21 protein-coding genes, 1 pseudogene and 1 riboswitch are annotated in these 24181 nt (G+C 39.7%); of the genes and pseudogenes, 14 read left to right on the top strand and 8 right to left on the bottom strand.

Translation table 11 applies throughout. From position 1 onward, the window contains the following. Positions 1–26: 26 nt before the first annotated feature. Together GKE48_RS01255 and GKE48_RS01250 are read left to right on the top strand one after the other, a co-directional pair. Entirely contained in the window at positions 27–1691 is a 1665-nt protein-coding gene (locus tag GKE48_RS01255) for a SulP family inorganic anion transporter (protein ID WP_055216224.1), read from the top strand. A gap of 6 nt (positions 1692–1697) precedes the next feature. Beyond that, positions 1698–3074, top strand: coding sequence for an MATE family efflux transporter (locus GKE48_RS01250; protein ID WP_154300313.1), 1377 nt, complete (start codon positions 1698–1700; stop codon positions 3072–3074). 147 nt (positions 3075–3221) lie between these two features. Here GKE48_RS01250 and metK read toward each other — a convergent pair whose 3' ends face one another. Further along, a complete protein-coding gene (metK, locus tag GKE48_RS01245) occupies positions 3222–4403 on the bottom strand; it encodes a methionine adenosyltransferase (protein WP_118370742.1) in 1182 nt (393 codons plus the stop codon). Positions 4404–4693: 290 nt separating this feature from the next. After that, positions 4694–4792, bottom strand: a riboswitch (SAM riboswitch). 149 nt (positions 4793–4941) lie between these two features. Between metK and GKE48_RS01240 the strand changes: the two genes are divergently transcribed. Next, positions 4942–6045, top strand: coding sequence for an HD-GYP domain-containing protein (locus GKE48_RS01240; RefSeq protein WP_022098019.1), 1104 nt, complete (start codon positions 4942–4944; stop codon positions 6043–6045). Positions 6046–6048: 3 nt separating this feature from the next. Here GKE48_RS01240 and spoIIID read toward each other — a convergent pair whose 3' ends face one another. From spoIIID to GKE48_RS01210, 6 genes are all read right to left on the bottom strand, one after another. After that, on the bottom strand, positions 6049–6306 hold the full coding sequence (gene spoIIID, locus GKE48_RS01235; RefSeq protein ID WP_022098018.1) for a sporulation transcriptional regulator SpoIIID: 258 nt from the start codon (positions 6304–6306) through the stop codon (positions 6049–6051). A 94-nt stretch (positions 6307–6400) separates the two neighbouring features. Further along, positions 6401–7099 (bottom strand): YoaK family protein, encoded by a 699-nt coding sequence (locus GKE48_RS01230; protein ID WP_012738448.1) that lies wholly within the window; start codon positions 7097–7099, stop codon positions 6401–6403. 90 nt (positions 7100–7189) lie between these two features. Next, a complete protein-coding gene (locus GKE48_RS01225; protein ID WP_243138412.1) occupies positions 7190–8725 on the bottom strand; it encodes a sodium:solute symporter family protein in 1536 nt (511 codons plus the stop codon). Positions 8726–9314: 589 nt separating this feature from the next. Continuing rightward, on the bottom strand, positions 9315–11327 hold the full coding sequence (locus tag GKE48_RS01220) for a carbohydrate-binding domain-containing protein (protein WP_173016869.1): 2013 nt from the start codon (positions 11325–11327) through the stop codon (positions 9315–9317). Positions 11328–11429: 102 nt separating this feature from the next. Next, entirely contained in the window at positions 11430–12308 is an 879-nt protein-coding gene (locus tag GKE48_RS01215) for a YitT family protein (RefSeq protein WP_055216220.1), read from the bottom strand. 46 nt (positions 12309–12354) lie between these two features. Further along, on the bottom strand, positions 12355–12792 hold the full coding sequence (locus GKE48_RS01210; protein WP_055216219.1) for a MerR family transcriptional regulator: 438 nt from the start codon (positions 12790–12792) through the stop codon (positions 12355–12357). 306 nt (positions 12793–13098) lie between these two features. On the opposite strand from GKE48_RS01210, the gene GKE48_RS01205 reads away from it, so the two are divergent. The 3 genes from GKE48_RS01205 to GKE48_RS01195 all read left to right on the top strand — a co-directional run bounded on the left by GKE48_RS01205 (position 13099) and on the right by GKE48_RS01195 (position 16106). Further along, on the top strand, positions 13099–13377 hold the full coding sequence (locus GKE48_RS01205) for a hypothetical protein (RefSeq protein ID WP_055216218.1): 279 nt from the start codon (positions 13099–13101) through the stop codon (positions 13375–13377). 536 nt (positions 13378–13913) lie between these two features. Further along, positions 13914–15104 (top strand): aminotransferase-like domain-containing protein, encoded by a 1191-nt coding sequence (locus GKE48_RS01200; RefSeq protein WP_055287030.1) that lies wholly within the window; start codon positions 13914–13916, stop codon positions 15102–15104. A gap of 15 nt (positions 15105–15119) precedes the next feature. After that, on the top strand, positions 15120–16106 hold the full coding sequence (locus GKE48_RS01195; RefSeq protein ID WP_012738455.1) for a D-isomer specific 2-hydroxyacid dehydrogenase family protein: 987 nt from the start codon (positions 15120–15122) through the stop codon (positions 16104–16106). Here the strand turns inward: GKE48_RS01195 and GKE48_RS01190 are convergent. Continuing rightward, positions 16103–16960 (bottom strand): LysR family transcriptional regulator, encoded by an 858-nt coding sequence (locus GKE48_RS01190; RefSeq protein WP_022098010.1) that lies wholly within the window; start codon positions 16958–16960, stop codon positions 16103–16105. The genes GKE48_RS01195 and GKE48_RS01190 overlap by 4 nt on opposite strands. 76 nt (positions 16961–17036) lie before the next feature. Here GKE48_RS01190 and GKE48_RS01185 point away from each other — a divergent pair, with 76 nt between their 5' ends. From GKE48_RS01185 to GKE48_RS01150, 8 genes and pseudogenes are all read left to right on the top strand, one after another. After that, positions 17037–17951 carry an AEC family transporter gene (locus GKE48_RS01185; RefSeq protein ID WP_012738457.1) on the top strand — a complete coding sequence of 305 codons (915 nt, stop codon included), beginning with the start codon at positions 17037–17039 and terminating at the stop codon, positions 17949–17951. 214 nt (positions 17952–18165) lie between these two features. Beyond that, positions 18166–19512 (top strand): sodium-dependent transporter, encoded by a 1347-nt coding sequence (locus tag GKE48_RS01180; RefSeq protein WP_118351510.1) that lies wholly within the window; start codon positions 18166–18168, stop codon positions 19510–19512. Positions 19513–19823: 311 nt separating this feature from the next. After that, entirely contained in the window at positions 19824–20258 is a 435-nt protein-coding gene (locus tag GKE48_RS01175; RefSeq protein WP_041687871.1) for a cupin domain-containing protein, read from the top strand. Positions 20259–20288: 30 nt separating this feature from the next. Further along, positions 20289–20606, top strand: a pseudogene (locus GKE48_RS01170) (carboxymuconolactone decarboxylase family protein); the annotation flags it as partial. A gap of 32 nt (positions 20607–20638) precedes the next feature. Then, positions 20639–21049: an aldo/keto reductase gene (locus GKE48_RS01165; RefSeq protein WP_154300310.1), complete on the top strand. Its 411-nt coding sequence runs from the start codon at positions 20639–20641 to the stop codon at positions 21047–21049. A 35-nt stretch (positions 21050–21084) separates the two neighbouring features. After that, positions 21085–21798: a LytR/AlgR family response regulator transcription factor gene (locus tag GKE48_RS01160; RefSeq protein WP_154300309.1), complete on the top strand. Its 714-nt coding sequence runs from the start codon at positions 21085–21087 to the stop codon at positions 21796–21798. Then, positions 21795–23165 carry a GHKL domain-containing protein gene (locus GKE48_RS01155; RefSeq protein WP_119226058.1) on the top strand — a complete coding sequence of 457 codons (1371 nt, stop codon included), beginning with the start codon at positions 21795–21797 and terminating at the stop codon, positions 23163–23165. The genes GKE48_RS01160 and GKE48_RS01155 overlap by 4 nt, the downstream gene beginning before the upstream one ends. Positions 23166–23365: 200 nt before the next feature. Continuing rightward, positions 23366–24166 carry a FlxA-like family protein gene (locus GKE48_RS01150; protein WP_173016868.1) on the top strand — a complete coding sequence of 267 codons (801 nt, stop codon included), beginning with the start codon at positions 23366–23368 and terminating at the stop codon, positions 24164–24166. Positions 24167–24181: the final 15 nt, after the last annotated feature.

Below are 24181 nucleotides of genomic sequence, written 5' to 3'. Positions count from 1 at the left end.
TGGTAAAACCACTTAAGGGGAAAACAATGAATCAATTCGTACCAAAGCTTTTTGATGTTATGAAAGGCTATTCTAAGAAGCAGTTTGTTAATGATGTTATTGCAGGTATTATCGTTGCAATCATAGCGTTACCATTATCTATCGCACTTGCGCTTGCATCAGGAGTAGGTCCTGAGCAGGGTATCTACACAGCTATATTTGCTGGTTTTGTTATTTCATTCCTTGGCGGAAGCAGGGTTCAGATTGCCGGACCAACAGCCGCATTTGCAACTATTGTTGCAGGAATTGTGGCACAGAACGGAATGGATGGCCTTATTGTTGCAACAATTATGGCTGGTATCATTCTTATTATCATGGGATTTCTTAAATTTGGCAATCTTATCAGATTTATTCCTTATACAATTACAACTGGATTTACATTTGGTATAGCAGTTACTATTCTTGTAGGACAGATTAAGGATTTCTTAGGTCTTGATACTTCTGCATATACTGGACCAACTATTGAGACACTTGATAAGTTAAATGCAGTGTTTAAATGTATTAACACATTTAACTGGCAGGCTCTTGTTGTAGGTGGTGTTTCACTTGCAATTCTTATAATATGGCCTAGATTCAAGAAGTTAGAGAAGATTCCAGCATCTTTAATTGCTGTTATAGTTTCTGTAATTATGGTTAAACTTGGAATGCAGGCTAAGACTATCGGAGATTTATATACAATTTCAAGCAAGCTGCCGGGTATCAGCATACCACATGTTAATATAACAATGGTTAAGAATCTTTTGCCGGATGCATTTACAATTGCAGTACTTGCAGGTATTGAGTCACTTTTATCATGCGTTGTTTCTGATGGTATGATTGGAAGCAGACATAAGCCTAATATGGAACTCGTTGCGCAGGGTGCAGGTAACCTTGTATCTGCTTTATTCGGTGGAATTCCGGCAACAGGTGCTATTGCGAGAACAGCAGCTAATGTTAAGAATGGTGGACGTACACCAATTGCTGGTATGGTTCATTCTGTAACACTTCTTCTTATCCTTGTTGTGCTTATGCCATATGCAGCATGGATTCCAATGCCGGCAATTGCAGCGATTCTTTTCATGGTAGCTTATAACATGAGTGGCTGGAGAGAAATGATTTCTCTTTGTAAGACTTCACCTAAGAGCGATATTCTTGTGCTTCTTACAACAGCAGTACTTACTATTGTATTTGACCTTGTTGTTGCTATTGAAGTTGGTGTTGTGCTTACAGCACTTCTTTTTCTTAAGAGAATGGCTGATGTTACAGAGGTTAAGAGCTGGAAATATATTGGTGATAATATAGATGAGAATAATGATCCTGACAGTATTAATCTTAAGCAGGTTCCTAAGGATACACTTGTATATGAGATTAATGGACCAATGTTTTTTGCAGCTGCGGACAAGTTTCTTGATATCCAGACAGTATCAGGTTCTAAGGCAGTTATTGTAAGAATGAGAGGTGTTCCTGCAATGGATGTTACTGCTCTCAGATCTTTAAGAAATATTCATGCGGTATGTAAAAGACATGGCGCTGTTATGATTCTTTCACATGTTAATGAACAGCCTATGTCAGTCATGGAGCATGCTGGCTTTGCAGATGAGATTGGAAGAGATAATTTCTGTGCCAACATTGATGCAGCTCTTGAGCATGCTAAAAATATTGTAGAAGGGTAATGCTAAATGAAGGAAGATACACTTTCCTATATAAGAAATAATAAAGAGATTACATTTGAACAGAAGATAAGACTTGTAATTATGCTGAGTCTGCCTACGATTCTGGCACAGGTGTCATCAATTATAATGCAGTATATTGATGCGTCTATGGTTGGAAGACTGGGGGCAGGCTGTTCGGCTTCAATAGGTCTTGTATCGACAACGACATGGCTGCTTGGAAGCCTTGCTTCTGCACCATCACTTGGATTTTCAATTCAGGTGGCACAGCTTGTCGGGGCAAAGAAGTTTAACAGGGCAAGAAGAGTGTTCTTACAGTCATTTGGAATTGTTCTTCTTATATCAATTATTATTGGTGCTGCCGGAGCCATGATAAGCTGGGGACTTCCAGCATGGCTCGGTGGAGAAGAGTCGATACAGAAGGATGCGGCAATGTATTTTCTTATAACATCATTGTCTATGCCGGCACTAGGATTTAACCGTCTTGGTACGAGAATGCTGCAGAGCTGCGGTAATACGAGGACGCCGGGAATTCTTAATTCTATGAATTGTTTACTTGATGTTATATTCAATTTTATATTCATATTCAGATGGCGTGGTTTTGGCTTCGGTCTTGGAGTTATGGGTGCAGCACTCGGAACAACAGCGGCAGAGATTGTCACCACAATTATTATGTTTTATGTATTGATGTTCAGAACACCTATGCTTTCTAAGGGTTACGGAACAGATTCTGATGAGAAGGCAGGTCTTGCGACAATAAAGAAGTCATTTGTTTTATCTCTTCCTGTCACATTTGAAAATGTAGTTATGTTCGGGGCTATGATTACGATAACAAGAATTGTTGCACCATTAGGAGTTGTGGCTGTGGCTGCCAATGCATTTGCAATAACTGCTGAAAGCCTGTGCTATATGCCAGCTTACGGAATTGAGGAGGCTGCAACAGCACTTGTTGGACAGAGTATCGGTGCAGGCAGAGGAAAGCTTGCGTTGTCTTTTGGAAGAATTTCAGTTGCTTTCGGAATGGGAATAATGGCGTTCACCGGACTTCTGATGTTTATATTTGCACCGTTTATGATTGGAATTCTTACACCTGACCCGGCGGTAAGAGAGCTTGGAGTAACTATACTTAGAATTGAGGCATTTGCAGAGCCACTGTATGGCGCGTCAATTGTAGTAACAGGTGTGCTTCGTGGAGCAGGAGATACTCTTGTTTCAAGCCTTATGAATTTCTTCAGTCTCTGGGCTGTTCGGGTTGTTCTTTCATTCCTTCTTGTTGGAAGTTACGGACTTGTTGGTGTGTGGATAGCGATGGCGGCAGAGCTTTGCTTCAGGGGTGCCATATTCCTTGTACGCATGGAGCGGAAGAAGTGGCTGAAGAAGCTGTGATTTTGCGAGGAATTCCTAAAAGCCTACTAATACAGCATATATAAACGTGATATATGAATTAATAAGTAAACCTAATTAATCAAAAAGCCTGCTTTCAAACAAAAGCAGGCTTTAAAAATTCATCAGATATTACATACAAAAATCCTATTAACCAAGATACTTAGCAAGTACATCTGCCTTGTCAAGCTTCTCCCAAGGAAGGTTAAGGTCTGTACGTCCAAAGTGACCATAAGCAGCTGTCTGCTTATAGATAGGTCTTCTTAAGTCAAGCATCTTAATGATTCCGTTAGGTCTTAAATCAAAGTTCTCACGGATGATTTCAACGATTTTTTCTTCATCAAGCTTTCCTGTGCCAAATGTATCAACCATGATAGATGTTGGTCTTGCAACACCGATTGCATATGAAAGCTGAATCTCGCATCTGTCAGCAAGTCCGGCAGCGACAATATTCTTAGCAACATATCTTGCAGCGTATGCAGCAGAACGGTCAACCTTAGTGCAGTCCTTACCAGAGAAGGCACCACCGCCATGTCTTGCAGCACCACCGTAAGTATCAACTATAATCTTACGACCTGTAAGACCTGAATCTCCGTTAGGTCCACCAATTACAAAACGGCCTGTTGGATTGATGTATATCTTAGTGTCAGCGTCAATCATAGCAGGATCAACGATTGCATCAATAACATATTTCTTAATATCCTCATGAATCTGTTCCTGAGATACTTCAGGAGCATGCTGTGATGAAACAACGATAGCATCAAGTCTTATTGGCTTTTTGTTTTCATCATATTCAACTGTTACCTGAGTCTTTCCGTCTGGTCTTAAGTAAGAAAGAGTTCCATCTTTACGAACCTTTGTAAGCTGCTTAGAAAGCTTTTGCGCAAGTGCAGAAGAGTAAGGCATGAATTCAGGAGTTTCGTTAGTTGCGTAACCAAACATCATACCCTGATCGCCGGCACCACCTTCTGAATCATCAATCTCGCCATCCTTTGCTTCAAGAGCCTTATCAACACCCATAGCAATATCAGCTGACTGCTTGTCTAATGCAACCATAACAGCACAGGTGTTACCATCAAATCCCTTATCAGAGCTGTCATAACCGATATCTGTAACTGTCTTTCTTACGATAGAAGGAATATCTATGTTAGCCTTAGTTGTAACCTCGCCCATTACCATAATAAAACCTGTGTTAGTAAGAGTTTCGCAGGCTACTCTTGAGTATGGATCCTGCTCATAGAGAGCGTCTAATACGGCATCTGAAATCTGGTCACAGATTTTGTCAGGATGTCCTTCTGTTACTGATTCTGAAGTAAATAATCTTTTTTCCATGTTATCTCCTTTTGATTTTATCGTGAATATGTCTATCCCATACCTTATCGTGTCTATTCTTATCGTTACTTGTGCTTGTAGCAAAATGCCAGAACTGCAATATTACCGCTGCTCGCGCTCGCAGCTCAGATGCCAGAACTACATTCTGGCATTGTCGCGGTGCTCCTCGAATTCAAACGCATATGTCCCAATTCATGCAAGCATGATTGTGTCATATACGTTAGAATTCTCATCGCTACTCGCACAAAAAAAGGTCCCCGACAAGGGACCCGATAGACTGTATCGAAATCCTCTTATTGTTCGACTAATATCGCTCAGGTTGGCACCTTCCTCAAAAGGGGTTGCCGGGCTTCATAGATCCTATGTATCTCCACCGCTCTTAATAAGGGATATAAAATATTCAATTAATATTACCGCATAAGATACTACACAATATTTAAACATTCGTCAAGAGTAAATTGACAATTTCTATATAGAATTTTATAATAAAAATACATTTTTACAGACAAATGTATCGTGAAAACTGGGGGAATGAGTAATGACAGATAAGACGATATTCATATTTGACGCACAGGAAGGCGATAAACTCGCAGATGATGTACATACGCCAGATGGTAATATATTAGCAAAGAAAGATACCATACTTAATTATGATATAATAGCAAATATTTCAGGGCATCATATACTGGAAGTAAAGGTATACGACACCAATAATGAACTGCAGGATCTGGAAAAGGTTCTGGGAAAAACTGCTAATAAAGAGAACGTTAAGTATTTTGATAAGATAAGAGCAAGCATAAGGTTTAAGCATTTTAAAAAGACTTATGATGAGAATATTCTGGATATCAAAGGAGGACTTAACGATGTTGTTATGAATAACAGTCCCATTGATATCGATAAGCTGATAGAAGGAACTAATGAGATTCTTACTGCGAACAGAAATAGTTTACAGCTTTTTGATATGTTGCATAGTATGAGGCAGTTTGATGACCTTACATATGTTCATAGTGTAAATGTTGCTTTGATAGCTTCAATTCTTGGGCAATGGCTTAAGTTTAGTGAGAAAGATATAAGAATACTGACAATAAGCGGACTTCTTCATGACATAGGTAAGATTATGATTCCTAACGAAATTCTTACAAAACCTGGTAAGCTGACAGTTGCTGAATACAATATAATGAAGCAGCATGTTAACTTTGGATATGAGAAAGTTAAGAATCAGAACATTGATATACGAATTAAAGAGGCATGCCTGCTCCATCATGAAAAATGTGATGGAACAGGGTATCCATTTGGCTTAAAGTCGGATCATATTCCAGCAGTAGCCAAGATTATAGCAATTGCTGATGTGTATGATGCAATGACTTCAGCAAGAGTATATAGAGGAGCATTATGTCCTTTTGAAGTAATAGATACAATGTATAAAGATGCATTTACAAAGTTTGAACCTGAATATATTCTTCCTTTCTTAAAGAATGTGGCATCATCGTATATTAATAACGATGTGAGACTTTCAGATGGAAGAATTGGAAAGGTTGTTCTTATTAATGAGAATGCACTCAGTCTGCCAATTGTCCAGTGTGAAGATGAGTTTATAGACCTATCCAAGACACGAGGACTCACAGTTTCTGCAATTTTATAAAAACTATCTGGCACATGCGTGGAGGTATTTTTCTTTAGTAGCCATACCTCCGCGGATGTGTCTTTCTTGTTTATTGACATCAAGAACCTTTCTGGCTTCTCTGGCTAGTTCAGGATTGATTTCCATAAGTCGTGTAGTTACATCTTTATGTGCAGTGCTTTTGCTTACATTAAATACTTTGGCTGTCTGTCTTACAGTGGCTTTATGCTCAATTATGTAATATGCCAGCTGGGTGGCACGTTCTTCTATATAGTCTCGCATGTCGGGACTCCGGAAGTTTCATTTATACAATCTATGCCACGGATTGGGGTTTTATGTTAGAATGTGTTATGACTATGACAAGGAATCATTTACATTATATTTTTAATTTCTCCGCAAACATAAGAAGTACGCTGATTGAAAGCAGTGCACTTGAAATCCATATTGTGTGGATTCCGAACAGCATTGAAAGGTTTCCACCGATACCTGCGCCGATTGCAAAGAATAATATTATGCCAAAATAATATCCGGCTTTCTTAAGAGATGTTTTATTGCCAGTACGCACAAATACTGAAAGTGCGTCTGTACCGCTTCTTAAGTTACCGATGCACATGGTGCTTGCATAGGAATAGCCATTGACTTTTCTAAATGCCTGTACCTGCATAGCACATGAGAACGATACGATTATTGTTGCAAACATGTCCATTGAGTGGGGCATGAAGCCAACTGCAATTAAGATAATAATTTCAATAAGTAATATTGCCTGCCGCCAGTGAAGTCTGGTAGCATTTTTGTATTTGCCCTGAATCCGCTCTGTTACGAATACGCCAAGACCAAATGCTAAGAATGGCAGAAGATATTTTAATCCCTGATACCATTCACCCATCATAAAATGTGTACTCATAAGAACCACATTACCGGTCTGTGCGTTGGAGAATACTTCATTTCTTGTAAAATATGTATATGCATCCTGAAGTCCACCGGACATGGCAAGGAATACGCAGTTTATGAAGGCTTCGGACATCTGTATATCCGGAAGCTTCTTAGCGAGGGCATTGTGAAGCTTTGATGCCATAAATAACCTCCTTGTGTTTTATAACTTTGGTTGTTATAGCACAAGGAGGTTTTGTTGTAAAGGGTATATAAATATTAGATATGTTGCGAATTACTTTCCAAGTGCTGTTTTCTGAGGCACTTCTATTTCTTTTTCGTAGCATGCAAATGCGCTGTCAACAAGCTCTTTATTTGGCTTCGGTGTAAACAGGCTGACTACAGGAACGATAATCATTCCGGCAAACATTGCAAATGCACCGCAGTTGATAGGTGACTGGAGCCATGTTGGGAAGCCTGCTCTGAAGAAGATGTTGGCAAGCATAAGTATTGAGCTGAATAAAAAGCATGCCCAGCATGATGCTTTGGAAACCTTCTTAGAGTAAAGCGAGAACATAAATGGTGCAAGGAATGAACCTGCAAGTGCACCCCAAGATATTCCCATAAGCTGTGCAATAAATGTTACTGAACTCTTGTACTGGATAAGTGCAAGTATTGCAGATATCGCAATGAATACAACAACAAGAATTCTTATGTATAATACCTGTTTCTTTTCACTCATGTTCTTGATAAAGTTATCTTTTAAGAAGTCAATAGTAAGTGTTGAGCTTGAAGCTATTACAAGTGATGAAAGTGTAGACATTGAAGCTGACAATACGAGAATTACAACTAATGCAATAAGCGCAGGACTTAAATTAGAAAGCATTGTTGGAATTATTGAGTCGAAGCCGTTAGCCTTGACATCTATCTGGTCAGAGAATAATCTTCCGAAACCTCCGAGAAAATAGCATCCGCCTGAAACTATAAGTGCAAATATTGTTGATATTACAGTACCCTTCTGTATAGAAGCTTCATTATCAATTGCATAGAATTTCTGAACCATCTGAGGAAGTCCCCATGTTCCAAGTGATGTAAGGATTACAACGCATAAAAGGTTGAATGGGTCAGGTCCGAAAAATGAAGCAAATATACCGGGAGTATCGCTTACTGCCGGGTCAGACACATTTGCAAGACCCTGCAGTGCAGACATGAAGCCACCCTTAGAGTGGATTACGGCAGCAATAACTGCAACGATACCGAATAACATGATAATTCCCTGAATGAAATCATTGATTGCAGTAGCCATGTAACCGCCGGCAATTACATAGATGGCAGTAAGTGTTGCCATGATTATGATACAGACGCTGTAATCAATGTTGAAAGCCATACCGAAAAGTCTTGAAAGTCCATTGTAAAGTGAAGCTGTGTATGGAATCAGAAAAATGAATATGATAACGGAAGCACCGATTTTTAATGGATTGCTGCCGAATCTTTTTCCAAAATACTGTGGCATGGTTGCTGAATCAAGGTGCTGACTCATAATTCTTGTTCTTCTGCCAAGTACAACCCATGCAAGAAGTGAACCTATAATTGCGTTGCCGATACCAGCCCAGGTTGCGGCAATGCCGTATTTCCAGCCAAACTGGCCTGCGTATCCAACGAATACAACAGCCGAGAAATAAGATGTTCCATATGCAAATGCGGTGAGCCACGGACCAACGCTTCTTCCACCGAGAACGAAACCATTAACATCAGTTGCATGCTTGCGGCAGTATAAGCCAATGCCTATCAGCACCGCAAAGTAGATAATAAGAATAACTAGTTTTAACATAAAAACCCCCATATTAAATGTATTATAGTTTACTTCATGGGTTTAAAGTGTAACGCTTTAAACTGATAAAGTAAACATAAATGAATTGTAGCATATTGGGGAGGGATTAGCAAGGAGAAAATGAGTTAATATATATGAGTATATATGAATAATATGGATATACCTACTATTATGCCTATAATATGTCATTGAGTAGGTTTGCTTGAGAGAATTATAACCTGATGCGGAGGGAGCAAACCTACGAAACAGCTGTGAATAGCTTTTTGAGTAGGTCTTTTTCCTGGATTTTTCTGAATTAGAGGCTCTTAAAGATGAAATCTTCCGTGAAAATGCCTACTAAATTATGATTATGTATATAGTTAGTGGGTTTTGAAAGACAATTTAATAAAATAAGATGTTTAATTGACATACTAAAGTAATGGTGGATAATGATTTGGTAGGTTTATTAGGAATTTATGCTATGCGGGATATAGGGAGATATATGAAAACAGCCACCAGAAAAATGATATGCCCCCTGTCAAGTAGACAGGGGGCATATCAAAATCCAGTGACTGTTTTAAGAAAATAAGGAGAGTAAATGTGAAGTATCTTATCGTCTGCCACCGCCAAAGCCGCCAGTGCCAGAAGCTCCCATTGTTCCAGATTCCTGAGTCCAGTCTGCAATAGAGTCTGAACCCCGGTAGAGTGTGTAGCTTGTGCCGGTTACAAGAGTGTCAGAGCATATCCAGCCGTTGATAAATGAACCATCAACAGTGAAGCTTATTACTTCGTCGTCAGAAGAATTTTTAAGTGAATATCTTCCAGAACTGAAGGATACTGAACTTAATACATAAGCATTAACAGAGTTTACAGGTGTTTCGCATACACCACCGAGGGCAACGCATGTTCCACCAGTTATCGTTACGGTACCATCTACATCAATTGATCCTGATACATTTCCAGATGAACTGCCGCTTTTAACTAATACAAATCCACCGGTCTGTACGTAATTTCCATTAGAATCAATACCATCAGTATCACCAGACGCAGTTGTGACATCTATATATCCGCCTGTTACATTGACAATTGGAGAAGTCTTTCCATCACCTGTGCAGGCATTAATGCCATCATCAGTAGCATATACATATATTTTGCCACCATTTAAGTTGATAGTTATGGCTTCAAGTCCTTCGTATGAAGTTACTACATTAATGTAACCGTCATTGACATCAAGCTGTTTGTCAGCGTGTATGCCGTCATCACCTGAAGAAATTGTAATTGAACCACCATTGATAACAATAGTTCCTTTGCCGTCTTCACCGGTTTCAAGTACACCTGAGTCAGAGTTGGCATGGATACCATCATCTGTTGAACTTATGTTAATTGTAAAGCCTGAAATATTTATTTCGCTTTCAGCTTTAATACCCTTAGTTGAGTAGGACTGTCCAGAAGAATTACCGGATTTATTAAAGTCACCAGGCATTCCTGGACGGTTGCCGCCGGCCTTATTACCACCGGAACCGCCGTTCATATCAGGAGCATTACCACCGTTCTGACCATCCATGCCACCCATGTTGCCACCACCAGAGCCGCCAGGTGCGTTGGCGATAGTGTCAGAAGCTGCCACATAAGAAACAGTATTGGCAGAAGCAGTCTTGTTAGCAGAACTGTTACGACTGGTAGATGTACCTGAAGAACTGCCTGAAGAAGTAACTTCTTCACTATATTCAGAGTAAGTATCTGTATAGATGTTTAAGTTACCGTCACCTGATATATCTACCACGTAGGCTGCGTCTATACCATCACAGGCTGCATATACATCAATGTTACCGCCAGTGATTGTAACGATTCCCTTCTGGTTGCCCTTGTTAGAAATATTGCTGTTAGAAGTCTTGATGCCATCGCCTTTAGCGGAGATTGCAATTATATTTCCAGATTCAATATCAACGGCATTGTTGCCTTTGACTGCGTTGTTCACAGCAGTAACTTTAACAATCACATTTTTAATAGAAAGGTCATCCTTGCTCTGGATACCATTATTGTAATTACCTGTTACAACTAAGGCTCCTTTGCCGACGAGTTTTAAATCGCATGTTGCATAGATTGCTGCGTTGCCAGCGTCATCAGAAGAATCTTCTGTAGCTTCGGTACGATTGTCAATTACTTCGTTAAATGAATTCTCTTCTGATTTAATCTCGACTTTGGAAGCATTTTTAACGTATATAGGTGAACCACTTGAGCATGTGATAGATGTTCCGTTCAATACGATAGTGACCTCGTCCTCATCACCTGCGTCAACGATAAGCTGTCCTTCTGATAAAAGTCCTGTTACTGTATATTCACCAGCCTTTGTGATTGTGTATACAGAACCTGACTGTGTAACTCCGTCTGATGTATCAGATGTCACAGTGAAATCACCTGTAATGGAGACTCTGTAATTCTCAGCATCATCTGCGTGTGTTACATCTGTGTCTTCTTTAGTAATGTCTGAAGTGATGGTAGTCTCACCGCCTGATGCAGTAGTAGTTGAAGTTGAATTTCTGGCACAGCCAGCAGTCATAAGACACATAGTAAGAATAACTGCGGCTATGCAATTCCTTTTGATTTTATTTAATTTAATCATAGTCATCTCTCCATTTCTTTAGTGTATGTTAATTGATTGTCTATAGTTTATTGGAGAAATTTGACTAAAATATGGTATGAGTGCGAATATTCTGTGTCCTGATTAATCATGTGGAATATCGTTAAATCTGCCGTCAAGCTCTTCGGTTTTTACCACATTTATAAATGCGTGCTTGTCAATTGAGCGAATCAATGTGATAAGCTCACGTTTCGCTTCGGAGTTGATTACTGAGTATATGAGCGTGCGCTCTTTTTCCTCGTAGCAGCCGATTCCCTTGAAAAGCGTGGCGTCGTGGTTGGTTGTATTTTTTATGGCGTGGTAGATTTCTTCGGATTTGTCAGAAATGATGAATAATGTCATCTTCTGGTAGCGTTTGTACATGAACTGGATTACCTGAGTGCTACAGAACTGGTATATTATTGAGTAGAGCGCGATTGACCAGCCAAACAGTCCGCCTGCGATGAGCAGAATCACAACATTACCAAGAAGAATATAGTTCCATGCGTCTATTCCTTTAATATGAGAAAAATAAATGCTTATGAAATCAGTTCCACCTGTGGTAGTGCCGACATTGAGGCACAGGCTTATTGCAAATCCGTTGATAATGCCACCAAACACGCTTATAAGCAGGATGTCTTCTGTAAAAATGTATGGAGGAAGAACATCAACAAGCACACTGGAAAGTATAATTACCACGATTGAGTAGATGGTAAACTTCTTGCCAATGTAGCGGTATGCAATGTAGGCGGGGAAAATGTTCAGTGCTACATTGAATATTGTAAATGGGATGCTGATATGAAAGAAGCGCAGTCCGATTGCCTGAAATAACAGGGAGACTCCTGAAAAGCCTCCTGGCAGTAGGTCTGCGACTTTGGCAAAGCATCTTAAATTCCATGCGTACAGCACGGAAGCAATTATAACTATAATAAATCTGAATACCTGATAAAACTTAGGATATTTAACTTCTAAAGATTTGAACATATATTAGCCTCCATATTTTGTGTTAAATATAATAAGCAATTAATAATTATTTGTGTGAGTTGTCGTAGGCAGCCTGAATATCGGCGGGGAGCTTGTCTGGAAGCATTGAATGTATTCCGTCCTCGTTGCCGTCCTTGATAGCCTGCTCGTAATAGAAGCACTTGAAAGTAAGCATATCAAGAGTTTCCTGCATTTTTTTCATCTCTTTTTCAACAGCGGCTTTCTGTCTCTCAAAAAGCCGTTTTCTGAGTTCGTAAGTTCTGCTGCCTTCCTGACACCATTCCATAAACTGCTTGATGTCGCGGATTTCAAGACCTGATTTTTTGAGACATTCAATAAGCTTAAGAGCAGCAATTTCTGTGTCAGAGAACTGTCTTATTCCAGAGGCACGCTGCATAAAAGGGAATAATCCTTCTTTATCATAATATCTTAATGTTGAAACGGGAAGATTAAACATTTCTGAAACCTGTCCTATTGTGTACATAATACACCTGCTTTCCGTAAGCCTTGCTTACATGATATTAGTTTTTTACAAATGTGATAATAAAATTCACAAAATGTTCACTATTATTGGGTTGACCTAAAGTTAGATTTAACTCTTATGCTTAAATAGTAGCACAGAGAGACTTAAAATACAATTTAAAGTTGGTTTAAAGTGAATATGATAGTGTTTTTAACAAAGAGGTGATCATATGTATGTAGTGCTAATGTATTTTTGCATTACTTTTTTTGGATTGATACTTATTATGATGGCAGTGGAAGGATGACATATTTTATGGAGGATAAATGTATGGAATGGAGACAGGAAAAAGATATGCCGGTATTTATGTATATTTTTCTTAATAAAATAGAGGATACCGAAGAAGTGAGATGGACAGAGAAAGAAAAAAATGAGGGGTATAAGACATATAAAAAGTTGTTAGAACTTGCAGAAGATGATGCATCCGATGTAATTAAAAAATGTCTCAGGATAATTAAAGAAACAAGACATATTGTAGAGTATGAGCTTTGGAACAAGATTGTATATTTTATGACTGATTATATTAATGGTGAGACTGTGTGGGGATGAGTGAAAAGTTGTCTGATAATTTTATAATATTTGAAAAGAAAAAGAATATACTTGTAATGTCTGATGGCATGTGATAGAATGTCATTGGATACAAGTAGTGCATTCAAGCAATCTACGAAAACCCCACGAGTTAGGGCTCGTGGGGTTTTCTATTCCGTTCTGGCAGGGTGGCTTAGTCCCCAGGCTGGCTACCGTCTGTTATCTCTGTCCAGCCATTTGCAGATATAGTAAGAAGCTATATTTGCCAAGATAGAGATAATCAAGGACACTAGTGCATCCAAGCAATCCACCTCCTTTCTCTACCAGGTATGGGAGGGGTAGCACTAGGGATTATATCATAACAATATATAATAAACAAGTATACAAAAAATACGAATAATAACTATTGCTATGATTTATGATTTTATAACCAACATGTATTTTACAGGAATGACACATGGGGGTATGATATATTTATCAAGGGCAAAGGAGCCGGAAGTCTTTAGGGGATTCTGGCTCTTTTTTGCATTAGCAAGTATTTTAAGGAGGAAATATATATGGAATACGAGATTTCTAATCGTTTATCAGGTGTTCATGGTTCGATGATAAGAGAACTTTTTAAGTTAGGAGCAAGCAAGGATATTATATCTTTTGGTGGTGGCAATCCGTCAGCAGAGACATTCCCATGTAAGGAAATAGAAGAGATAGCAGCAAAGGGACTTGGCGAGAATCCGGTTTCTTTATTACAGTATGGACTGAGTGAAGGTTATACACCTCTGCGTGATACTATGAAGAAATATCTTGAGAAGAAGGAAGGCTTTGATTTCGAGAATAATGAGCTTTTCATAGTGTCAGGCGGACAGCAGTGTGCGGACCTTACAACTAAGGCACTTGTTAATGAAGGAGACGTTGTGCTTACTGAAGAGCCTGCATTTGTAGGCTGCCTTAATACATTCCGTTCTTACGGTGCAAAGCTTGTAGGAATCCCAATGGAGCAGGACGGAATGAATATAAGTGCGCTTGAGGAGGCTTTAAAGGCTAATCCTGATGCAAAGCTTTTATACACAATTCCATCTTTCCAGAATCCTACAGGAATTACAACTTCTCTTGAGAAGAGAAAAAAAGTATATGAGCTTTGCTGCAAATATGATATCGCAATATTAGAGGATAATCCTTACGGTGAATTAAGATTTGCAGGTGAAAATGTGCCAACTATCAAGTCGATGGATACAGAGGGCAGGGTTATATATGCAGGAAGCTTCTCAAAGGTAATGGCACCTGCATTCCGTCTTGGTTTTCTTGTGTTTAACAAGTCGCTCACAGGACCGCTTACAGTTGCAAAGCAATGCACAGATGTACATTCAACTGTCCTTTTCCAGTACATTTGTAATGAATATATTAATAACTATGATTTCGACAAACATCTTGAGGATTCAAGAAAGGTGTATGAGCACAAATGTAATCTCATGATGGAGTGCATGAAGAAGGAATTCCATCCTTCAGTAACCTTCGGTCACCCTGAGGGCGGACTTTTCGTAATGGCATTCTTGCCAGAGGGAATGGATTCTGCACCATTTGTAAGGGAGGCTATTAACAGAGGTGTTCTCTCAGTTCCGGGAGCAGCGTTCTTAGCAGATGAGAGCCAGAAGTCTAATGGATTCAGACTTAATTATTCGACACCTTCTGATGAGCAGATTGTTAAGGGAATCGAAATTCTTGGAAAATTTACATATGAGTGGATTAAGTAGGAGGAGTGAAAAGTTATGAAGATAGCAGCATTCAGCGTTCGTCAAGATGAAAAACAGTATTTTGATACATTTGCAAATGTATACAAGGTGGAATTACAGATTAATAGGAGCGGATTTACAGCAGATGATATAGAAAGTGTCAAAGGCTGTGAGGCTATGTCGGTGTGCGATGGCATGTGTGACTTGTCAGCACCTGTTCTTGAAAAGCTTGCAGCAGAAGGTGTAAAGTACATCGGTTTCAGGACAATCGGATATAACAGTGTTGACCTTGAGGCAGCAAAGCGACTTGGAATCCGTGTTGCACACAGCGGATATTCGCCATATTCAGTTGCCAATTATACAGTAATGCTAATGCTTATGTGTATCCGCAAGGCTTTGTATGTAATGATGCGTTCACACACAGCAGATTATTCACTTGGTCCTATATGTGGACGTGAAATGCAGAATATGACAGTAGGTATTATCGGAACAGGAAGAATTGGAAAGGCAGTGATTAAGAATCTTTCAGGATTTGGATGTAAGATTATTGCGTATGACCCATACCCTGCAAAAGACCTTGAAAATGTTGAGTATGTAACTCTTGATGAATTGTATGCCAGAGCAGATATTATCTCGCTTCATACTTTCTTAAGCGATGAGACATATCATATGATTAATAAGGATTCAATTGCAAAGATGAAGGATGGCGTTATCCTTATAAATGCGGCAAGGGGCGCGCTTGTTGATACAAAGGATCTGATTGAGGCTGTTGAGAGTGGCAAGATTGGTTCAGTTGGAACTGACTGCTGTGAGGGTGAGGATGAATTTATCCGTACAGACCGTAAGTATGATGACCTTGTTGTTAATCACGATTACATCATACTTAAGTCTTTCCAGAATACTATTGTCACACCTCATGTTGCATTTTTCACAGATCAGGCTGTGTCTGACATGGTTGAGTCTTCAGTTAAGAGTGTTGTGCAGTTTGCAGCCGGTGAAGACACACCATTAGAGGTGCATTAATTATTCAAATTTTTGAAATATTCTTCAAGCTGGTGCTCGAAGATTCGCTGATTTTCTGAGCAGAATGAGCCAAGCGGCTGATAATAAATGCTTCTGAAATGTGGACAGTCATCTATATGCAGCAGGCTTATGTTTTCAGGAAGGCTGCTGCTTGTCCATGTTACAGAGGCAACAAATGATACTCCAAGACCGAGACTTATGAGTTTGCCCTGTAATATGTAATCATTGCATGAGTAGGCTATCTGAGGAGTTTTCTTACATTTACTGAATATTGAATTGAACACTCCGGCATAAGATGGAGTATCTGCAAGGTCAATGAATTTCTCGTCCATCATCTGTTCTACTGATATGTGTCCGGTATGGGCAAGTGGATGTGATGATGAAACGGCAAGGCAGATTTCTTCTGTCATAAGAAGATGTGCATTGTCTGGAATATCATAAGCTGATGAGACAGAGTCAATCAGCAGGTCACAACCTTTTGGTTCAGAAGATATTGAAAAGCTGACATGAGGGTGCTCATGGATAAAATCTTTAAGTACATTGCTGACAAGAACTGCACTTGAGCGGAGACAGAGCCTTATTTCGCCTGCATCGCCAAGACTTTCACTGACAGCACGCGCAGCATCTTCTGAAAGAGCCAGTATTCTGTCTGCATATTCAAGCAGAATTTCTCCCTGACGGGTACATTCGAGCCCTTTTTTATTACGGATAAAAAGCTGTGCGCCAAATTCTTCTTCAAGCTTATGGATTGTCTTGCTTAATGCTGGCTGTGCTATGCACAATTCACCGGCAGCACGGGTCATATTCTTGTGTCTAGCGGCAGACTGAAACTGCCTGAGCTGATATAATTCCATGTTCGCACCTCTCTTGTATGTAGTATTTTATAAAAATTACAATTAACATAATATAGAAATCAGGATATTTACGATTATGATAACACAAATATTATTAACGCAGACATTTATAATGTTTATTCTTATGATTCTGGGACTGATTCTGTCTAAAACAGGTCTGCTTACAGAACATGGCAGTAAGGATATGGCCAATATTCTGCTGTATGCGGTTATTCCGTGTGTAATTATAAGAAGCTATATAACAGATTTCACGATGGAGAAGCTGTATGGACTTCTTATGTCGGCGGTACTGGCTGTAGCTGCATTTGCAGTGGCGATAGCTGTATCATATATAATATACGGCATGCGAAAGCCGATAGACAACTTTGGAACTGCTTTCTGTAACGCAGGATTTATCGGAATTCCACTTGTAACTGCGGTATTTGGAAATGAAGCGGCATTCTATGTTGCATCATTTGCAAGTATTCTTAATCTGTTGCAGTGGACATATGGAATTGTGATAATAACCCGCCGCAAGGATATGATAAATATAAAAAAGGTATTCGTCAATCCTGTGACAATATCACTTGTTATAGGACTGTTTCTTTTTATTACGGGAATTAAACTGCCAGGTGTAATAAACAGCACGATGGCTGGAGTTGCGGCACTTAATACACCTGCAGCCATGATAGTACTGGGATATTATCTGTCATGTGTCAGGATCCGTGACTTACTGCTTAATCCGTCCCTGTATCTGGCATCGTTTGTCAGGCTTATAATAATTCCGCTGCTTACACTGCTTGTGCTTTATATTATACCGGCGGGACACGGTCAGATTGGAATGATTACACTAATTGCTGCGGCAACACCGGTTGGAACGAGTACGGCAATATTTGCACAGAAATTCGGGCAGGATTATGAGCGGGCAGTATGTATGGTCTGCCTGTCAACGCTGTTTTCAATTATTACAATGCCAGTTGTGATGTATCTGGCACAGATGTGGATTATGTAGTTTAACTATTATTTCTGGTTATGGTTTTATAACCAACATGTATTTTACAGGAATAACACAATGGTATATTATACAGACATTAAAGGCAAAGGAGCCATGACCCGGAAGGGGTAATGGTTTCTTTGCCTTTTTTGCGTATGAGCGTTCATGAAGAATCTTTGGTACAGACAAGTGATGTGCTATTGGCAATATGAGGAAGAAAGGAATTAAAGCTATGGGAAATAACGGAATTGAATTGGAAAGAGATGGCTTTAAGAGCCGTACAGGTTTTATTCTTGCCTGTATCGGTTCGGCAGTAGGAATGGGAAATATATGGCGTTTTCCATATATGGTATCTGCATGGGGAGGTATGACATTTTTAATACCTTATGTATTATTTGTAATATTGATAGGTTCAACAGGTGTTATCGAGGAGATGGCACTTGGCCGTGCGACTAAGGGTGGACCTATTAAAGCATTTGGTGACTGTATGCAGATGCGTACAGGAAAGAGAAAAGCAGGTGAGGCAATTGGTTTTATTCCTGTGCTTGGCTCACTGGCTTTGGCAATGGGCTATACTGTAGTTGTTGGCTGGATATTCAAATATACTTATCTTGCATTTTCTGGAAAGCTTTCAGCAATGGGCAATGATATGTCAGCTATTGGTGGTATGTTTGGAAGTACAGCAAGCGCATTTGGCAATAATATGTGGCTTATAATCGCGATGGTTGTAACTGCTGTTATTATGGCACTTGGTATTGCAGGCGGAATTGAGAAAGCAAACAAGGTCATGATGCCTTTGCTTTTTATCATGTTTGTAGGTCTTGGAATATACATTTTCACACTTCCAGGTTCAAGTGCAGGTTATAAATACATTTTTACTCTTAATCCTAAGGGACTTCTTGATATAAAGCTCTGGATATATGCATTTGGTCAGGCATTCTTCTCACTGTCTATCGCAGGTAACGGAACTGTTATCTATGGTTCATATCTTAGTGATAAGGAAAATGTTGTGTCTTCTGCAAGAAATGTTGCAGTTTTTGATACTATTGCTGCTTTATTAGCTGCATTTGTTATTATTCCGGGTATGGCAGCAGGCGGTGCCGAGTTATCTTCAGGTGGTCCCGGACTTATGTTTATCTATCTTGTAAATGTATTTAATGGTATGCCGGGTGGCAAGATTGTAGGAATTGTATTCTATGTATGTGTTCTGTTTGCCGGCATGAGCTCACTTGTTAATCTGTATGAAGCTCCGGTTGCAACTATTCAGGAGAAGCTTAAGCTTAACCGTGTTGCATCTGTTGGAATTATCGCAGTGGCTGGCTGTGTTGTGTCACTTGTAATACAGGGTATTGTATCAGGCTGGATGGACGCAGTATCTATCTACATCTGCCCACTTGGCGCAATGCTCGCAGCAATTATGTTCTTCTGGGTCGCAGGAAAGAAGTTTGCTGTTGATGCTGTTAATGCAGGTGCAGATAAGCCTATTGGAAAGTGGTTTGTACCACTCGGCAAATATGTCCTTGTTCCACTTTCACTTGTTGCACTTATTGCAGGTGCTTTACTTGGTGGAATTGGCTGATGACTGGCATGGAAATAGTGGAATTGGACTGGCGGATTAGAATTGGCGGAATGAGACTGGCGGATTGCTTTGCAATCCGCCTTTTTTGCGTGGTGGGGCGAGAAAGAGCGGCAGATTGGACGTTGAGGCGGAGGGGAGGCACGCGGAAGTCCAAAACGCAAGTCGGTGCACCAGAGCGGAAGACCAGACATAACATTTGTGCAAAAAATTATATAAAATCTCATAAACCTCTTGCCCTAAAGCTAACTTCAAGTCGTATCATACAGGTATCAAATAATTTACATTTTTATGAAAGAAGAGGTGTTATTATCATGAAATTTATGGATAAGGATGATTTTGAAAAGCAGAATGTTTTCGGAACAGGTCAGGCAAATACAGCATATGCTAAGTATTTTATTGGTGATTCTTTTCTGAATCCGCTGACTGATCCTAAGTGCGGGCTTTTTCTTGCAAATGTGACTTTTGAGCCGGGATGCCGTAATAACTGGCATATCCATCATGCAACAAAGGGCGGAGGACAGATGCTTATATGTACAGCTGGAGAGGGCTGGTATCAGGAAGAGGGCAAGGAGCCTGTAAGCCTTGTGCCTGGAACTGTAATCGCAATTCCACCAGAAGTTAAGCACTGGCATGGAGCTAAGAAGGACAGCTGGTTTTCACATATTGCTGCAGAGATTCCGGGCGAGAATACAAGTAATGAATGGTGTGAGCCTGTAACTGATGAAGAATATAACAGATTAGGATAGTGTCTTATATGGCAGGAATGGAGAATTACAATGGCTAAGATTGTACAGACAGCAGGAAAAAATGCGTTGGGAGAGTTTGCACCGGAGTTTGCACATTTTAATGATGATGTGCTTTTCGGGGAGAACTGGAACAACGAAGATATTGATTTAAAGACAAGATGCATAATCACAGTAGTTGCGCTGATGTCATCAGGAGTGACAGATTCATCACTTAAGTATCATCTTGAAAATGCTAAGAATAACGGAGTTACAGCAAAGGAGATTGCTGCTGTTATCACTCATGTAGCATTTTATGCGGGATGGCCAAAGGCATGGGCTGTATTCAACATGGCTAAGGAAGTATGGAAAGAAGATTAATTGAAAGGTTTAGGTAAGAACTGATGAGTGTTTTGAGCAAAAATTATACATTGAACAACGGTGTGGAGATACCAAAGCTTGGACTTGGAACATGGTTTATTGATGATGCGGACGCGGCAGATGCAGTTAGGGCTGCTGTTGCAACGGGCTACCGTCATATTGATACAGCGCAGGCTTACGGTAATGAGCGCGGTGTCGGTGAAGGTGTCAGAACCTGTGGTGTGCCGAGAGAGCAGCTTTTTGTCGTATCGAAGGTCGCTGCGGAGCATAAGACCAATGAGTCGGCAGCCAAGAGTATTGATGAGACTTTGGAAAAAATGGGTCTGGATTATCTGGTCATGATGATCATTCATTCGCCACAGCCCCTTTTCACAACAAAAAAAGGTCATTTCACAACATTCCAGATAGATATTGCAAGAACTTATCCGATATAATAGCTATAAATATATGTAAGCAAGGAAGTGACAATATGCAAATAGCTATCTGTGATGATGAAGTATCTATGGTTCAGATACTGGAGAAAAAGATAAAAAAGTTATTGCCAGATGCGGTTATAGATAAATATTTATCGGGTGATGAACTGATCGCAAGTGGCAGTAAGCCGGATATTCTTTTTCTGGATATTCAGATGCCGGGAATGGATGGGATGGAAACGGCAAAGGTGCTTCGTCAGGACAATGAGGATATGATACTCATTTTTGTGACAGCAGCAGAGGCGTATGTTTTTCAGGCATTTGATGTCGGAGCATTTCATTATCTGGTTAAGCCATTTTCCGATGAGAAATTGAAAGAGGTTGTGACAAAGGCAGTCCATAACATAAAAAGGAGTTCCAGACTTGAAAAAGACGAAAAGTATATTATGGTACAGACCGCCGGAAGTCATATAAAGATTTTTCTGCGTGATATTGTGTATGCCGAGGTGTATAACCGGAAAGTTATTATCCATACACGAAGTACGGATATTGAATACTATGGTAAATTACAGGAATTAAGTGATATGGCAGGAACAGATTTTTTCCGAACACACAGAGCCTATCTTGTACATTTTAAATATGTAGAAAAATATGATGCAACTTGTGTAACTATGAAAAATGGAACTGCATTGATTGCAAAAAAGAATTATCCAGAGTTTGTGAAGCAATATCTGAAGTATAACCAGAGGAAAGGAAATGAAGTCAGATGAGTTTAGTGGAAAGATGTTGGATGATCACATCGAAGTTTTCTGTTATTGCAATTTTGATTATTACAGGAATCTGTTTTGGTGTTTTTGTATATCCATATATGAAAAAGAAAAGGGAAGCTGCTCTGGTCAGTATTGTTTATATTGGAATTATGTCTGTGCTGTATCTGATACCGCAGCAGATTGGCAATTTTTCTGCATATATGCTGGGAGTTGTGGCTGCATTTCTTGTGATGTATGTACAGGACAGAAGAAACATTTATCAGAAAATATTTCTTGCAGTGACATTTTTTTCTATCCGTTGGCTTGCGGTTGCAATGGCAGGCAGAATGGATGATTTTATCACAAAAGCTCTGGTTTTTGGAAATACGATTGCAGGAAGACAATGGCTGCAATATGTACTTTATGCTGGAACGAGAATTCTGGATATTGTGCTTTGTATCGTTTTCCTTGCAGTTGCAATCGGTCTGATCAATAAAGCATATGTATACAAAAATGATGAAATGAGCGTCAAAGAGCTGGTAATGCTTATCATACCTTCTCTCGTGGGAGTTACAGGGTATGGCATTCTACAATATTATCTGAATATTTATGAAAAAGATACAGGAAAGAGCCTGACAGATACCTATGGATTTTATGGAGCTTTAAGCTTCGTGCATTATTTTATCTCTATCATAGCAATTCTTGTTATGACTACGATGTTTCAAAACTGGAAGGTGGCACAGGAAGAACAGACAGGGCAGGAGCTGGTATTAAATCAGGTCAGTGACATGAAAAAGCATATCGGGGAAGTGGAAAAGCTGTATCAGGATATCCGCAGCCTGCGTCATGACATGGGGAATCATATACAGATGCTGGAACATCTTGTGGCAGAGAATCATATGGATGATGCAGCAGAATATATGGAGCATTTGAAAAAGGAGTGGAATGAAATATCTCCCGAGATAAAAACGGGGAGTCCTGTCATTGATGTGATTCTGATGGAAAAGTTAAGAGAAGCAAAGGAAAAGCAGATTCGTTTTATATCAGATTTTCATTATCCGGGGGATACGAAATTAAATGCATTTGATTTAAGCGTGATCTTAAACAATGCACTGGATAACTGTATGGAAAATGTAAGTGGAGAAAATCCTTATATCAGTCTCTCTTCTTTTCGGAAAAACAGTATTTTTATGATAACCATAAAGAACAGATATGAGGGAGAGTTAAATTATAAGGACAGTGACCTGCCGGAAACAACGAAATCAGGGAAGGAGCATGGAATTGGACTGCATAATATCCGGAGGGTTGCAAGGATGTATATGGGAGATATATCTTTAGAGCAGGAGAATCAGGAAGTGGTTCTAAGTATTATGTTACAGGTAGAATAAGGACAAAAAGCACTAAGTAATCTGTGAAACATCAGAATATTTAGTGTTTTTTATTTGCTTCACAACAAAAAAAGGGCGGTTCACAACATCGCTGTTTATTGTAAAGAAAGATATGCCGAAAGAATCAGTAAAGAGAAATCATGTTGTACAGATTTTTAAGGAAACGGATTTCAGAATTTAAGCTCAAGGAGGACAATACAATGAGAATCAATGGATTTAGTGGGACAAATACGCAGACAGGAACAATGGGAATGACACAGGGGAATGATTCTGTAAGTAAAAATATTCAGAATCAGATTGCAAATGCACAGCAGAAGCTACAGGATTTATCATCGAATGAAGAAATGTCATTAGAGGATAAGATGAAAAAGCGTCAGGAGATACAGCAGGAGATTAACAATCTCAATCAGCAGTTAAGACAGCACCAGATCGAGCAGAGAAAGGAACAGCAGAGTAAAAATTCGTCATCTATGGATGATATGGTGGCTGGAACAAGTAGCACTTCTAAAAAGAAAGACACCGGATTGTCACAGGCAAGTATGCAGGCGATGATCTCCGCAGATTCTTCCATGAAACAGGCAAAGGTGCAGGGAAGTATGGCAACACAGATACAGGGACGTGCCAGTGTGCTTGAATCTGAAATCAAACAGGATGCCGGAAAAGGAAATACTGAGAAGAAGGAAGAAGAACTGGCAGAGCTGCAGGCAAAGGCACAGTCTGCGACAGCAGCACAGATGTCTACACTTATAGATGCAAATAAATCAGTAGAAGAAGCTGCAAAAGCAGAGAACAGCAATACAGAAGACACTGCAACAAAGAACAATACTGATAAATCCGAGAAAACACAGGAATCTGCGGGGGCTGCGGCAGAGGAGACAGACAGCGTAAAGAATACGGATATCAAAGGGGAAACACAGGTGACAGTAGAAACACCGACTCTGGAAAATGCGCAGAATGCAACACAGCAGGCAGTGTATACATCGATTGATATTCGTTTATAGTTGGTAAAGGAGAAT

It is taken from the genome of Lachnospira eligens (assembly GCF_009680455.1).
GTDB classification, from domain to species: Bacteria; Bacillota; Clostridia; order Lachnospirales; family Lachnospiraceae; genus Lachnospira; species Lachnospira eligens_A.
The sequence above is the reverse complement of the archived record's forward strand: the minus strand, read 5'-3'. Positions and strand labels throughout refer to the sequence as shown.